At 72.9% G+C, this 13,778-nt stretch carries 11 protein-coding genes; 9 read left to right on the top strand and 2 right to left on the bottom strand.

Annotated features, from left to right (window positions below):
* Positions 1 to 36: 36 nt before the first annotated feature.
* Together ACFWEJ_RS19465 and ACFWEJ_RS19460 are read right to left on the bottom strand one after the other, a co-directional pair.
* Positions 37 to 2,850 (bottom strand): immune inhibitor A domain-containing protein, encoded by a 2,814-nt coding sequence (locus ACFWEJ_RS19465; RefSeq protein WP_377230845.1) that lies wholly within the window; start codon positions 2,848 to 2,850, stop codon positions 37 to 39.
* Between the two features lie 181 nt (positions 2,851 to 3,031).
* The gene (locus tag ACFWEJ_RS19460) at positions 3,032 to 4,933 is read right to left on the bottom strand and encodes an FAD-binding monooxygenase (RefSeq protein ID WP_377230844.1); all 1,902 of its coding nucleotides are present in this window, start codon (positions 4,931 to 4,933) and stop codon (positions 3,032 to 3,034) included.
* A gap of 94 nt (positions 4,934 to 5,027) precedes the next feature.
* On the opposite strand from ACFWEJ_RS19460, the gene ACFWEJ_RS19455 reads away from it, so the two are divergent.
* From ACFWEJ_RS19455 to ACFWEJ_RS19415, 9 genes are read left to right on the top strand one after another with little or no spacing between them, the layout of a single operon-like run.
* Positions 5,028 to 6,509: a fumarylacetoacetate hydrolase family protein gene (locus ACFWEJ_RS19455; RefSeq protein ID WP_377230843.1), complete on the top strand. Its 1,482-nt coding sequence runs from the start codon at positions 5,028 to 5,030 to the stop codon at positions 6,507 to 6,509.
* Positions 6,506 to 7,210, top strand: coding sequence for a GntR family transcriptional regulator (locus ACFWEJ_RS19450; RefSeq protein ID WP_377230842.1), 705 nt, complete (start codon positions 6,506 to 6,508; stop codon positions 7,208 to 7,210). The genes ACFWEJ_RS19455 and ACFWEJ_RS19450 overlap by 4 nt, the downstream gene beginning before the upstream one ends.
* Positions 7,207 to 8,715 carry a 5-carboxymethyl-2-hydroxymuconate semialdehyde dehydrogenase gene (gene hpaE / locus ACFWEJ_RS19445; protein ID WP_377230841.1) on the top strand — a complete coding sequence of 503 codons (1,509 nt, stop codon included), beginning with the start codon at positions 7,207 to 7,209 and terminating at the stop codon, positions 8,713 to 8,715. The genes ACFWEJ_RS19450 and hpaE overlap by 4 nt, the downstream gene beginning before the upstream one ends.
* Positions 8,716 to 8,719: 4 nt before the next feature.
* Entirely contained in the window at positions 8,720 to 9,835 is a 1,116-nt protein-coding gene (gene hpaD / locus ACFWEJ_RS19440) for a 3,4-dihydroxyphenylacetate 2,3-dioxygenase (protein ID WP_377230840.1), read from the top strand.
* Entirely contained in the window at positions 9,832 to 10,656 is an 825-nt protein-coding gene (hpaH, locus tag ACFWEJ_RS19435) for a 2-oxo-hept-4-ene-1,7-dioate hydratase (RefSeq protein WP_377230839.1), read from the top strand. The genes hpaD and hpaH overlap by 4 nt, the downstream gene beginning before the upstream one ends.
* Positions 10,641 to 11,444, top strand: coding sequence for an HpcH/HpaI aldolase/citrate lyase family protein (locus ACFWEJ_RS19430; RefSeq protein WP_377230838.1), 804 nt, complete (start codon positions 10,641 to 10,643; stop codon positions 11,442 to 11,444). Before hpaH ends, ACFWEJ_RS19430 begins: the two co-directional genes overlap by 16 nt.
* 10 nt (positions 11,445 to 11,454) lie before the next feature.
* Complete coding sequence (locus ACFWEJ_RS19425) at positions 11,455 to 12,408, top strand: Ppx/GppA family phosphatase (RefSeq protein WP_377230837.1); 954 nt, start codon at positions 11,455 to 11,457, stop codon at positions 12,406 to 12,408.
* Between the two features lie 49 nt (positions 12,409 to 12,457).
* Positions 12,458 to 13,342 carry an oxygenase MpaB family protein gene (locus ACFWEJ_RS19420; protein WP_377230836.1) on the top strand — a complete coding sequence of 295 codons (885 nt, stop codon included), beginning with the start codon at positions 12,458 to 12,460 and terminating at the stop codon, positions 13,340 to 13,342.
* A gap of 4 nt (positions 13,343 to 13,346) precedes the next feature.
* The gene (locus tag ACFWEJ_RS19415; RefSeq protein ID WP_377230835.1) at positions 13,347 to 13,730 is read left to right on the top strand and encodes a YciI family protein; all 384 of its coding nucleotides are present in this window, start codon (positions 13,347 to 13,349) and stop codon (positions 13,728 to 13,730) included.
* Positions 13,731 to 13,778: the final 48 nt, after the last annotated feature.

Genomic DNA, 13,778 nt, shown 5'->3' with positions numbered 1-13,778 from the left:
CCCCGTGTCGGGGTCACCGGCTCAGGCCGGCGGTAGTCACCGCCCCGAGAGCGGCGGGGTGATCTGGATGAGGGCCGAGGTGTTGTCCTTGAAGGCCTTCTTGAGGTGGATCACGGTGCCGTAGCCGACGCCGTCGTCCTCCGGGTCCCCGGTGCCCGTGACGGCGCCGATGCCGAAGTCCTGCCCGAACAGCTCCGGCAGGAGCTGTCCGCGTTCGTCGACCATCCGCACCGTGTAGGGCGAGTTGTCGACGGACGGCACGACTGCCGACGCGTCGTTGTCGCGGTAGTACAGGTTGCCGTTGTCGTTCAGCTCGAGGCCGGGGTACCAGCCGGCGTCGTCGGTGAACGTGCGCACCGGCGCCTGGGCCCGGAACTTCGTGCAGAACTCCTTGGTGGTGTCCGTGCCCGTGATGCACTCGGTGAACGGGTACGTCGGCTTGAGGCCGAACGCTACGTTCGACGACTGCGCGCGGGACGGGACGTTCTTCAGCGCGGAGGTGTCCGGCGTGGCCGAGTCGTCGCGGCGCAGCGGGTCGAAGTGGCTGTCCACCAGCAGCAGGCCGCCCTTCGGCCCCGCGCTCGGGAGCGCGGAGAGGTTGCTCAGCACCAGGTTGGCGTTGCCGTACGTGGTGTCCCGGTACCAGACGAGCATGCCGGGCGCGTTGTACGCGACCTTCTCGACCTTCCACGCGTCGGTCTGCGGCGCCGCGTACGTGGAGTCGTACGCGTACTTCAGGCCCTTGTCGAAGCCGTCCAGGTTGCGCCACTCGACCAGGTAGTACTGCGCCTGGACCGACGAGCCGGACGTGGTCTGCCAGCCGGCACCGGTGGTGTCGACGAACGTCGTCGCCTCGGCGGTCCAGCCCGGGTCGGTCGTCTCGACGTCGTCGCTCCACACGACCGTGTCACCGCTCGTGAGCTCGAAGTCGTCGGAGAACCAGCCGCGCTCCTGGAAGGCCGCGTCCGTGGCGTACCGCAGGCGGACGTCGACCGTGGTCCCGGCGAAAGCGGACAGGTCCACGTTGAGATGCGCCCAGCCCTCGCTGGTGCCGGTCAGGCCGTACCGCTTGTCGCCGAAGTCGGCCATGCGGCCGTTCGGGTCCGCGTACCCGTCCGGGGTGGTGACCTCGGCGCCCGCGTCGTCGTAGACCTTTTGCTCCGCCCAGGTGTCGCCACCGTCGGTGGAGACCTCGACGTAGCCGTAGTCCCAGTCGGCCTCGATCACGTAGTCGGCCCAGAAGGAGAACGTGGCGTCGTCCGGGACCTCGACGGTGCGGGAGAGCCGCGCGTCGGCCCAGTCCTGGTCGGCGCCGGAATACCACATGTTCTCGCCGCTGTGCGGCGTGCCCAGCGTGATCTCCTTGTCCGGCAGGTTGATCTTGACGCCGTCCTCGGTGCCCTTCAGCGGGCGGGAGGCCTGGCCCACCTTGACCGTGGTCCGGCGGTCTCCCGGGTTCACCTCGACCGGGTCCACCCAGCCCAGCACCCACTTGTCCCAGATGCCCATGTGCGTGGGCATCGACTGGAAGATGGGGCCCGAGTGCGAGCCGGAGCTCATCAGGTCCCAGAAGTCGACGTCGGAGTCGCCGCCGCTGCCCGTGTCGTACAGGTCGGGCAGGCCCAGGTCGTGGCCGTACTCGTGGGCGAACACGCCGACGCCGGAGTCCTCCGGCTGCACGATGTAGTTGGAGAGCTTCAGATCGGTGCCCGGGATGTCGGCGCCGCCCGCGACGGCCGACGAGTGGGCCCAGATGGCGTAGGTGCCCTGCTCGCCACCGCCGCCCGACTTGTCCTCACCCGCGTGGACGAGGACGACGTGGTCGATCACGCCGTCCGGCTCGTAGACGTTGCCGTCGTCGTCGCGGTCGGACTGGTCCTCGATGTCGTAGTCGGCCCACGGGAAGTCGGGCTGCAGCTCGGCGAGCGCCGCCACGGCGTCGATGGGGAGCTGGCCCGCCCCGAGCGGGTTGTCGGGGTGGCCGTTCATGGACTGGTACGCGCCGGCCTCCCACTCGCCCTCGTCGTTGAGGAAGCAGCGCTGGGCGCCGTAGTACGCCTCGGAGTGCGGCACCTTGACCCACGGCGTGGCCTCACCGGAGACGGTGTAGGCGCCTCGCGACATCTCCTCGTACATGTTCTTCATGGTGTAGCCGGAGATGTCGATGCCCCGCCTGCCGTCCGGCCCCCTGAGGTCGGTGCGGACCCGCTGGGTGATGCCCCGGTCGGTGAAGAGCATCTTGTTGAAGTGCTGGGACGAGAAGTCCGCGACCCACATCGAGTTGTTGTCCGGCTGCGAGGCGTCGGCCGGGTCCGGGATGTTGTTGTGCAGCGGCCCGTTCTGGACGTTGCCCGGCATGCACTCCGAGGAGCCCCAGTAGGTGGGCACCATCTGGTCGGTGAAGTCGTCGTTCGCGTTCTCGTCGAACTCGACCAGGATCGTCAGGAGCTTGGCCTCCTGGGTCTGCGGAGCACGCTTGTAGCGCGAGTGCTTGATGTGCCTGGGGCTGGAGCCGGTGACGACGGCCTCGTTCTCGAGCTCCGCCAGCTTGCGTGCCGCCGTGGGGTTGCCGCCGGCGAACTTCTTGTCGATCTCGTCCGAGGCGGCCTGGACGGAGGCGTCCACCCCGACCCCGTTCTTCCCCCTGGCCCGGTGGACGACGGTGCTGCCGTCGGCCCTGATCTCGACGTCGTCGTCGATCTCGGGCTGTGCGGCGACGTCCGCGTAGTTGATGTAGTGCTCGGAGCTCTCGATGGTGGGCGCGCCGCTGCCGGTGGCCGACGCGGTGGTCGTTCCTCCGGTCGCGGCGAGCCCGGCGACGGTGAGTGCGAGGACGGGTATCGCGGCCATCGTGCACCGCAAGGCACGGGGTGACGGTGTTCTCATGCTTTCTCCCAGATCAGGCCGTCGACCGGGGTCGCGCGACGGCAGGGGCAGAAGGCCACGGGAAAGTCGCGGCGACCGCATGCCTACCGGAAATCGACCTGTAAAGAAAGCAAATCTTGATTTTTCCGACTATTGAACGACGAATTCACCCGCAGGATTTACTTGGCAGCAGTGCCCCGGCGAGGAATGTGCCGAGCTCGTCGCGCGCGGTCAGCGGCAGGACGGCGGCCACGTACTGGTCCGGGCGCACCACGACGACGGCGCCGCCGCGGTCGATGCCGCGCAGCTCGAAGATGTCGTGGCTCGGGTCGGTCGCGTAGACCTTCTCGTGGTCGACCAGGGCGAACGGGCCGACCTTCGGCCGGAACACCTCGGGCACGTCGGCGAACTCCACGGCGAAGTGGTCCTGCTGGTAGACCACCTTGACGTCGAGCACGGCGTCCGGGTCGCCGTCGGCCGGGGTGTGCCGCAGCAGGGGCGAGTCCGGCGCGGTGCCCAGCCAGTGCGCCCAGTCCCGTAGGGCCGAGGGCTCACCGGGCGCGGCGGCGTCGGCGAACGCGTAGACGCGCCACCGCCCGTCGGCGCGGGCGTGGTGGCCCAGGTGCGCGGGGTTGCCCTCGGCGACACGCTCGACGGGGGCCGACTTGAACCGCTTGCCGACCGGGAAGCCCGTGGCGAGCGCCTGGTGCGCGGCGTCGGCCACGATCATGGACGGCTGGTACTGCGTCATGAACCCGCACGGGAACTCGGCCGTCTTGACGTAGAAGTCCTCGAGGTACGTCGGGTCGGGCAGGTCCTCGGGCCGGGTCGCCATCAGGCGGGACCATTCCCGGTCGAAGTCGATGAGCTCCTGGGCCACGACCTGGCGTTCTGCCGAGTACGTGGCAAGCAACGCCTCGGGGGCCCGGCCGGTGAGCACGTGCGCCAGCTTCCAGGCGATGTTCCACCCGTCCTGCATGGACACGTTCATGCCCTGCCCGGCCTTGGCGCTGTGCGTGTGGCAGGCGTCGCCGGTCAGGAACACCCGCGGGGTGCGCGTGCTCGCCTGGTCGGCGGGCACGTCGTCGAACCCGTCGGTGACGCGGTGGCCCACCTCGTAGACGCTGTGCCAGGGCACGTCCTTCACGTCCAGGGTGTAGGGGTGCAGGATGCGGTTGGCGCGGGCGATGATCTCGTCCAGCGTGGTGGCGCGGACGCGGGCGCCCTCGCCCGGCGGTACGTCGCCGAGGTCGACGTACCAGCGGGCCAGGAAGCCGCCCTCGCGGGGGATGAGCAGGATGGACCCGCCGTCGTGCGACTGGATGGCGCACTTGGTGCGCACGTCCGGGAAGTCGGTGACGGCCAGCACGTCCATCACGCCCCAGGCGTGGTTGGCCCGGTCGCCCACGGGCTTGCGGCCGATGGCCTGCCGGACGGCGGAGTGCGCGCCGTCGGCGCCGATCACGTACCGGGCGCGCACGGTGCGGTTGCTGCCCTCGTGCGGCCCGGCGGTGTGCCGCAGGGTGACGGTGACGGGCTCGCCGGCGGCCTCGGGGACGGTGAGGCCGGTGACCTCCAGGCCGTGGTCGGGGGTCACGCGCGCGGGCGCGCGGGCCGCCACCTCGGCGAAGTAGTCGAGCACCCGCGCCTGGTTGACGATCAGGTGCGGGAACTCGCTGATCCCGTCGGGGTCGTCGGGCGGCACGGCGGCGCGCGCGATGTTGCGCGGGTCCGCGGGGTCCGGCTTCCAGAACGCCATCTCCGTGATGCGGTAGGCCTCGGCCGTGATCCGCTCGGCGAACCCGAACGCCTGGAAGGTCTCGACGCTGCGCGCCTGGATGCCGTCGGCCTGGCCCATCTCCAGGCGCCCGGCCCGCCGCTCCACGACGTGCGTGCGGATGCCCGGGAACTGCGCGAGCTGCGCCGCCGCGATCATGCCCGCGGGCCCGCTGCCGACGATCAGCACGTCGACCTCGTCCGGCAGCTCGGCGGGCCGGTCGATCCCGTACCCGGCGGCCGGCTGCACGTGCGGGTCTCCGGTCACGTAGCCGTGGTGGTGGAACTGCATCGTTCGTCCGTTCTGCCCGTGGTCGGCGACGTTGCCGGGCCCGTTCAGACCATATACGATCTGTGATACGAAGCACCAGGGAGCAAGGGAGCTCATGGGTACCGAAGCACAGGACGGCCCGCTCGACCGCCGGCCGGGCAAGATCGTCGCCGTCCACCTCGCGTACGCCTCCCGCGCCGACCAGCGCGGACGGCGGCCCGCCGCCCCCTCGTACTTCCTCAAGCCGGCCAGCTCGCTCGCCGCGACGGGCGGCGTCGTGGAGCGGCCCGCGGGCACCGAGCTGCTCGCCTTCGAGGGCGAGGTCGCGCTGGTGATCGGCGAGCCCGCCCGGCACGTGACCGTCGAGGACGCGTGGGGGCACGTCGCCGCGGTGACCGCCTCGAACGACCTGGGCGTCTACGACCTGCGCTGGGCCGACAAGGGCTCCAACGTGCGCTCCAAGGGCCGCGACGGGTACACGCCGCTCGGGCCCGGGTTGATCGACGCGCGGCTGGTGGATCCTGCGGCGCTGCGGCTGCGCGCCTGGGTCAACGGGGACCTGGTGCAGGACGACACGACCGGCCCGGACGCGCTGCTGTTCCCGTTCGCGCAGATCGTGGCCGACCTGTCCCAGCACCTCACGCTGGAGCGGGGCGACGTGATCCTGACGGGCACGCCCGCCGGGTCGAGCGTCGTGGTGCCCGGCGACGTGGTCGAGGTCGAGGTCGACGCCCCGACGGCGCCCGGCGCCCCGACGTCCGGCCGCCTGGTCACCACGGTGGTGCAGGGCGAGGTGCCGTTCACCGACGTCGGCGCGGGCCCGAAGGTCGACGACGCCCAGCGGGCCGACGCCTGGGGCAGCCGCGAGGCGGCGGGGCTGGATCCCGAGCCCGACCCGTTCGTGCTCACCGACGAGCTGCTCGACCTGCTGCGCCGGGCGCCCGTCGCCGGGCTCTCCGCCCAGCTCCGCCGGCGCGGCCTGGACAACGTGATCATCGAGGGCGTGCGGCCCAACGTCCCGGGCGCCACGATCGTGGGCCGCGCCCGCACCCTGCGCTTCGTACCCAACCGCGAGGACCTGTTCGCGTCCCACGGCGGCGGGTACAACGCGCAGAAGCGCACCTTCGACACCGTCGGCCCCGGCGAGGTGATCGTCATCGAGGCGCGCGGCGAGACCGGCTCGGCCACGCTCGGCGACGTCCTCGCGCTGCGCGCCCAGGTGCGCGGGGCCGCCGGCGTGGTCACCGACGGCGGCGTGCGTGACGTCGACGCCGTCGCCGCCACGGGGCTGCCCGTCTTCAGCCGGGGCCCGCACCCCGCGGTGCTCGGCCGTCGGCACGTGCCCTGGGACACCGACGTCGCCGTGGCCTGCGGCGGCGCCACCGTGCTGCCCGGCGACGTCGTGGTGGGCGACGCGGACGGCGTCGTCGTCATCCCGCCGCACCTCGTCGCCGAGGTCGCCGCGGCGACCGTCGCCCAGGAGGAGCAGGACGCCTGGGTGGCGCAGCAGGTCGCCGCGGGGCACCCGATCGACGGGCTGTTCCCGCCGGACGCCACCTGGCGGGCGCGGTACGAGGAATGGCGGGCCGCCCGATGACGCTCGACGGCGGGGCCGGCTCGGCCGTGGAGGCCGCGTTCGCCGGCGAGATCAGCAAGTCCCAGGTCGCCTACACCTACCTGCGCGACCGGATCGGCCGCCGCGACCTCGGCCCGGGCTACCGGCTCGTGCTGCGCAGCATCGCCGACGAGCTCGACATGAGCGTCGTCCCCGTGCGCGAGGCCATCCGGCGCCTGGAGGCCGAAGGTCTGGTGACGTTCGAGCGGAACGTCGGCGCGCGGGTCGCGATGATCGACGAGCGCGGGTACGTCGAGGCCATGCAGGCCCTCGGCGTGGTCGAGGGCGCCGCGACCGGCCTCTCGGCCCCCGCGATCTCGGCCGCGGACCTCGACCGGGCCGCCGAGGTGAACGACCGGCTGCGCTCGCTGCTGGACCACTTCGACCCGCACGCGTTCACGGCCCTGAACCGGCAGTTCCACTCGGTGCTGTTCGAGTCGTGCCCCAACGCGCTGCTGCTCGACATGGTGCACCGCGGCTGGGCCCAGCTCTCCGGGCTGCGCGACTCCACGTTCGCGTTCGTGCCCGGCCGGGCGCACGACTCCGTGGCCGAGCACGCCCACATCCTCGACCTCATCCGCGACCAGGCGGACCCGCTCGAGATCGAGATCGCCGCGCGCGACCACCGCTGGGCCACCATGCAGGCCTTCCTCGACTCCCGAACAACCTCGGAGGCACCGTGACCGACCAGCCCACCCGCCACGTGCCCGCCGACCTGCCGGGCCGCATCCAGCACTACATCGGCGGCCAGCTCGTCGACTCGCTCGACGGCGGCACGTTCGACGTGCTCGACCCGGTGTCCAACGAGGTCTACGTGCGCGCGGCGGCGGGCCAGGCGGCCGACGTCGACCGCGCCGTCGCCGCCGCGCGCGCCGCGTTCACCGACGGGCCGTGGCCCCGGATGCTGCCGCGCGAGCGCTCGCGGGTGCTGCACCGGATCGCCGACCTCGTCGAGTCCCGCGACGCGCGGCTGGCCGAGCTGGAGAGCTTCGACTCCGGCCTGCCCATCACGCAGGCGCTGGGCCAGGCCCGGCGGGCCGCGGAGAACTTCCGGTTCTTCGCCGACCTGGTCGTGGCCCAGGCGGACGACGCCTTCAAGGTGCCCGGCCGCCAGCTCAACTACGTCAACCGCAAGCCGATCGGCGTCGCGGGCCTCATCACGCCGTGGAACACGCCGTTCATGCTGGAGTCCTGGAAGCTCGGGCCCGCGCTGGCCACCGGCAACACGGTGGTGCTCAAGCCCGCCGAGTTCACGCCCCTGTCGGCGTCGCTGTGGGCGGGCATCTTCGAGGAGGCGGGGCTGCCGCCGGGCGTGTTCAACCTGGTCAACGGCCTGGGCGAGGAGGCGGGCGACGCGCTGGTCAAGCACCCGGACGTGCCCCTGATCTCGTTCACGGGGGAGAGCCGCACGGGCGAGACGATCTTCGCCAACGCCGCGCCGTACCTCAAGGGCCTGTCGATGGAGCTGGGCGGCAAGTCGCCCGCCGTCGTCTTCGCCGACGCCGACCTGGACGCCGCGATCGACGCGACGATCTTCGGCGTCTTCTCCCTGAACGGCGAGCGCTGCACCGCGGGCAGCCGCATCCTCGTGGAGCGCGCGGTCTACGACGAGTTCGTCGAGCGGTACGCCGACCAGGCGAAGCGCGTGGTGGTGGGCGACCCGCAGGACCCGGCCACCGAGGTGGGCGCGCTGGTGCACCCCGAGCACTTCGCCAAGGTGATGGGCTACGTGGAGGTCGGCAAGGGCGAGGGCCGCCTCGTGGCGGGCGGTGGACGCCCGGCAGGCCTGGAGACCGGCAACTACGTGGCGCCCACCGTCTTCGCGGACGTGCCGCCGTCTGCCCGGATCTTCCAGGAGGAGATCTTCGGCCCGGTCGTCGCGATCACGCCGTTCGACACCGACGAGGAGGCGCTCGCGCTGGCCAACGGCGTGCGGTACGGGCTGGCCGCGTACGTGTGGACCAACGACCTGCGGCGTGCGCACACCTTCAGCCAGGCGATCGAGGCGGGCATGGTGTGGCTCAACTCGAACAACGTGCGCGACCTGCGCACGCCGTTCGGCGGGGTCAAGGCCTCCGGCCTCGGGCACGAGGGCGGCTACCGCTCGATCGACTTCTACACGCACCAGCAGGCCGTGCACGTCACGCTCGGCGCGGCGCACCACCCCACGTTCGGCAAGGGAGCCTGACGCGATGCCTCACCCAATCCCTACCCCTGTGGCGCCCCCGCCCGACATCCTGCGGTGCGCGTACATGGAGCTCGTCGTCACCGACCTGGCCGCCTCCCGGAACTTCTACGTGGACGTGCTCGGCCTGGTGGTCACCGAGGAGGACAACGACGCCGTCTACCTCCGTTCGATCGAGGAGTTCATCCACCACAACCTGGTGCTTCGCCAGGGGCCGGTGGCCGCCGTCGCCGCCTTCTCCTACCGGGTGCGCAGCCCGGAGGAGCTGGACCGGGCCGTCGCGTTCTACACGGAGCTCGGCTGCGAGGCGCGGCGCGCCCCGGAGGGCTTCACCCGCGGCATCGGCGACTCGGTGCGCGTGATCGACCCGCTCGGGTTCCCGTACGAGTTCTTCTACGACGTGCAGCACGTCGAGCGGCTCGCGTGGCGCTACGACCTGCACACCCCCGGCGCGCTGGTCCGGCTGGACCACTTCAACCAGGTCACCCCCGACGTGCCGCGCGCGGTGAAGTTCATGGAGGACCTCGGCTTCCGCGTCACCGAGGACATCCAGGACGCCGAGGGCACCACCTACGCCGCCTGGCTGCGCCGCAAGCCCACGGTGCACGACACCGCAATGACCGGCGGCGACGGCCCGCGCATGCACCACGTCGCCTTCGCCACCCACGAGAAGCACAACATCATCGCGATCTGCGACAAGCTCGGCGCCCTGCGCCTGAGCGACCGCATCGAGCGCGGGCCGGGGCGGCACGGCGTGTCCAACGCGTTCTACCTGTACCTGCGCGACCCGGACGGGCACCGCGTGGAGATCTACACGCAGGACTACTGGACGGGCGACCCCGACAACCCCGTGGTCACCTGGGACGTGCACGACAACCAGCGCCGCGACTGGTGGGGCAACCCCGTGGTGCCCTCCTGGTACACCGAGGCGTCGCCCGTGCTGGACCTGGACGGCAACCCGCAGCCCGTCGTCGCCCGCACCGACACCTCCGAGATGGCCGTGACCATCGGCGCGGACGGGTTCTCCTACACGCGCCCGGAGGACGCCTCCCGCGCCCAGGACGACGCCGACGTGCTGCCGTCCTGGAAGCAGGGCGAGTACAAGCTGGGGCACCAGCTGTGACCGGGCAGGAGGCGAGCGGGGCCGACGACGGCCGCACGCTCGACGACGCGACGGTCACCGCGATCGCCGACGAGCTGGCGCGCGCCGACGCCGACCGCGCCACCGTGCCGCTCCTGACGGCGCGGTACCCCGGCATGACCATCGAGGACTCCTACGCCGTGCAGAACACCTGGCGGCGGCGGGGCATCGAGGCCGGACGCCGCCCGGTGGGCCGCAAGATCGGGCTCACCTCCAAGGTCATGCAGGCGGCCACCGGCATCACCGAGCCGGACTACGGCGCGATCTTCGCCGACATGGTGTTCGAGAACGGTTCGGTCATCGAGCACTCCCGGTTCTCGAACGTGCGGGTCGAGGTGGAGCTCGCGTTCGTGCTGAACCAGCGCGTGGCCGGGCCGGACGCCACGGTGTTCGACGTGCTGCGCGCTACCGAGTACGTGGTGCCCGCGCTGGAGATCCTCTCCTCGCGCATCGCGCTGGCCGGCCGCACCATCGTCGACACCATCAGCGACAACGCCGCGATGGGCGGCATGGTCTACGGCGGCAACCCCGTGAAGGTCGGGGAGACCGACCTGCGCTGGGTCGCCGCTCTGCTGTACCGCAACGAGGTCATCGAGGAGTCGGGCGTCGCCGCCGCCGTGCTGAACCACCCCGCGGCCGGCGTCGCCTGGCTCGCCAACAAGCTCGCCCGGCACGGCGACGTGCTGGAGCCCGGGGAGATCATCCTGGCCGGGTCGTTCACGCGGCCGATGTGGGTGGAGCCGGGGGACACCGTGCTGGCCGACTACCGAGAGCTGGGGACCGTCTCGTGCCGATTCGTCTGACCCTCCCGCCCACGTTCCGGGACCGCATCGAGGCCGCCGGCCGGCCGCTGGCCGGCATGTGGGTGTGCTCCGGCAGCCCCGTGGTCGCCGAGATCTGCGCGGGCGGCGGCCTGGACTGGCTCTTGATCGACGGCGAGCACTCGCCGATCGGCCTGGAGACCACCACGGCCCTGCTCCAGGCGGTCGCCCCGTATCCCGTCACCCCGGTGGTGCGGGCGCCGTCGGGCGACCCCGTGGTGCTCAAGCAGCTCCTCGACCTGGGCGCGCAGAACGTGCTGGTGCCCATGGTCGACACCGCCGAGCAGGCCCACGACGTGGTGCGGGCCGTGCGCTACCCGCCCCGCGGCGTCCGCGGCGTCGGCAGCGCCCTGTCCCGGGGCGCCCGCTGGAACCGCGTCGAGAACTACCTCGCCGACGCCGACCGACACGTCTCCCTGTTCGTGCAGGTCGAGTCGGTCGAGGGCGTCGAGAACGCGGCACTGATCGCCGGCGTCGACGGGGTGGACGGCGTGTTCGTCGGCCCGTCCGACCTGGCCGCGTCCATGGGCGTGCTCGGGCAGCAGACCCACCCCGCCGTCACCGCCGCGGTGCACCGCACGTTCGAGGCCGTGCGCAGCGCGGGCAAGCCCGTCGGCGTCAATGCCTTCGACCCCGCCGTCGCCCAGGCCTACCTCGACGACGGCGCGTCGTTCGTGCTCGTCGGCGCCGACGTCGCCCTCCTCGCCCGCGGCGCGGAGGCGCTCGCGGACCGCTGGACCGCCGACCCTCCGGCGGGCACCGCCGGGTAGCGTTCGGTCCATGCGTCTGGGCGTCCTCGACATCGGTTCCAACACGGGTCACCTGCTGGTGGTCGACGCCCACGGGGGCGCCGCGCCGCTGCCCGCGTCGTCGTACAAGGAGCCGCTGCGGCTCGCGGAGCACCTGGACGACGCCGGCGCCGTCGGCCCGGCAGGTGTGGAGGCCCTCGTGGAGTTCACGGCGCAGGCCGTGCGCGTCGCGGAGGACCGGGGCTGCGCGGAGACGCTGGCGTTCGCGACGTCCGCCGTGCGTGAGTCGGTGAACGCCGAGGCGGTGCTCGCGGCCGTGCAGGAGCGCACCGGCGTGCTCCTGGAGGTGCTCAGCGGCGCGGACGAGGCCCGGCTCACGTTCCTCGCGGTGCGCCGGTGGTTCGGCTGGTCGGCCGGGCGGCTTGCCGTCTTCGACATCGGCGGCGGCTCCCTGGAGATCGCCGGCGGCGCCGACGAGGCGCCCGACGCCGCGTGGTCGCTCCCGCTCGGGGCGGCGCGCCTGGCCCGCACGCACTTCGCCGCTGCGCCCGACGGCGCCGGGCCGGACGACGATGCGCTGCGCGCCCTGCGCCGGGACCTGCGCGCCGACATCGCGCGCAACGCCGGCGACCTGCTGCGCTCCGGCCGCCCCGACCGCGCGGCCGCGACCTCGAAGACGTTCCGGTCGCTCGCCCGGATCTGCGGCGCCGCGCCCGCGGGGGACGGCCCGCTCGTGCCGAGGACCCTGCGCCTCGACGACCTGCGCGCACGGATGGACGAGCTGGTCCGGACCGCACCCGCCGACCTGGCCGCGCTGCCCGGCGTCTCGCCGAGCCGGGCCCACCAGATCGTGCCCGGCGCGTTGGTCGCCGAGGCATGCATGGACGTGTTCGACCTGCCGGAGCTGGAGATCTGCCCCTGGGCGCTGCGCGAGGGCGTGATCCTGGAGCGCCTGGACCTGATGCCGCACCTCGCGGCGGGCTGACGCCGCACCGCGTGGCCGGCCGCGGGCCGGGCGGGCGGATACTGGCGGCATGCCCGTCGTCACGAGTCCCGTCGAACGCCTGCGTGCCCGGGTGGGGAACGCCCTCTTCACGAAGGTGGCCGGGCCCCACGGGTTCGAGGCGCGCGACCGCATCCACCTCACGCCCGGGCCGCGCTGGTTCGCGCCCGGCAGCCCGATCCGCCAGGTGCACGCCGACTCGGCGACGTTCGCGGGCGGGCTCCGGGCGCTCCTGCTCCAGTCGCTGCACCCGCTCGCGATGGCGGGGGTGGCCGGCCACTCCGGCTACCGCGGCGACCCGTGGGGGCGGCTGGCCCGCACCTCCACGTTCCTGGCGACCACCACGTTCGCGACCGCCGAGCACGCCCAGGAGATGGTCGACCGCGTGCGCGCGGTGCACGACCGCGTGCGGGGCCGGGCACCCGACGGGCGCCCCTACCGCGCGAGCGACCCGCACCTGCTCACCTGGGTGCACGTGGCCGAGGCCGACTCGTTCCTGGCCGCCCACCAGCGCTACGGCGAGCAACCCCTCAGCCCTGCGGAGGCGGACGAGTACGTGGCCCAGTCCGGCCGGGTGGCCCGCGCGCTCGGGGCCGAGGTGGTCCCGGAGTCCGTCGCCGAGCTGGCCGAGTGCCTGCGGTCCTACCGCGCCGAGCTCGTCGCCACGCCCGAGGCGCTCGACACCGCGCACTTCCTGCTGCGCGAACCGCCGCTGCCCTGGGTCGCCCGCGCGCCCTACCGCCTGCTCGCCGCCGGCTCCGTGGCGCTGCTGCCCGGCTGGGCGCGCGCCGACCTGGACGTCGAGACCTGGTTCAGCCGGACCCTGGGCGGACCCGCCGGGGCGGTCGCCGTCCGGGGCGTGCGGTGGGGACTGGGCTCCGCCGGAGGCCGGGAGCGCTGGGCCTCAGTAGCCTGAGGGAATGGCGAGCGACCCCGACGTCCCCGACGCCTTCGACGTGTACACGGTCGTGGTCCTGCGGCGTCCGCCCGACGCCCCCGGCATCACGGACGACGCCCTGACCGACCTCCAGGCGCGCCACCTCGCCTACCGGGCCGACCTGCGACGCAGGGGCGTGCTCGTGGTGAACGGGCCGTTCGACCTCCGCAGCGACCCGTCGTACCGCGGGATGTCGATCTTCGCGTGCTCCCCGGACGAGGCCGCCCGGCTGTCCGACGGCGACCCGTCCGTCGCCGCCGGCCGGCTCGCCTACGACGTGCTGGAGTGGTGGGTCGCCGCCGGCTCGCTCGCGTTCCCGCTCGCAGCCGGGCAGGTGGGGGACCGCCGCAGCATGCCGGACGACTGAGCGCCGGAACCGACGACGGCGCCCGGGCACGATCACACCGTGCCCGGG

The sequence above is a fragment of the Promicromonospora sp. NPDC060204 genome (assembly GCF_042728455.1).
In the GTDB taxonomy this organism is placed as follows: Bacteria; Actinomycetota; Actinomycetes; order Actinomycetales; family Cellulomonadaceae; genus Promicromonospora.
Note: the sequence above shows the minus strand (reverse complement) of the source record. Positions and strands in the feature narration are given on the sequence as shown.

Excerpts from the sequence above, each read along its gene's own strand:
- ACFWEJ_RS19465 (WP_377230845.1), bottom strand. The coding sequence starts at position 2,850 with ATGGCCGCGATACCCGTCCTCGCACTCACCGTCGCCGGGCTCGCCGCG.
- ACFWEJ_RS19460 (WP_377230844.1), bottom strand. The coding sequence starts at position 4,933 with ATGCAGTTCCACCACCACGGCTACGTGACCGGAGACCCGCACGTGCAG.
- ACFWEJ_RS19455 (WP_377230843.1), top strand. The coding sequence starts at position 5,028 with ATGGGTACCGAAGCACAGGACGGCCCGCTCGACCGCCGGCCGGGCAAG.
- ACFWEJ_RS19450 (WP_377230842.1), top strand. The coding sequence starts at position 6,506 with ATGACGCTCGACGGCGGGGCCGGCTCGGCCGTGGAGGCCGCGTTCGCC.
- hpaD (WP_377230840.1), top strand. The coding sequence starts at position 8,720 with ATGCCTCACCCAATCCCTACCCCTGTGGCGCCCCCGCCCGACATCCTG.
- ACFWEJ_RS19425 (WP_377230837.1), top strand. The coding sequence starts at position 11,455 with ATGCGTCTGGGCGTCCTCGACATCGGTTCCAACACGGGTCACCTGCTG.
- ACFWEJ_RS19420 (WP_377230836.1), top strand. The coding sequence starts at position 12,458 with ATGCCCGTCGTCACGAGTCCCGTCGAACGCCTGCGTGCCCGGGTGGGG.
- ACFWEJ_RS19415 (WP_377230835.1), top strand. The coding sequence starts at position 13,347 with ATGGCGAGCGACCCCGACGTCCCCGACGCCTTCGACGTGTACACGGTC.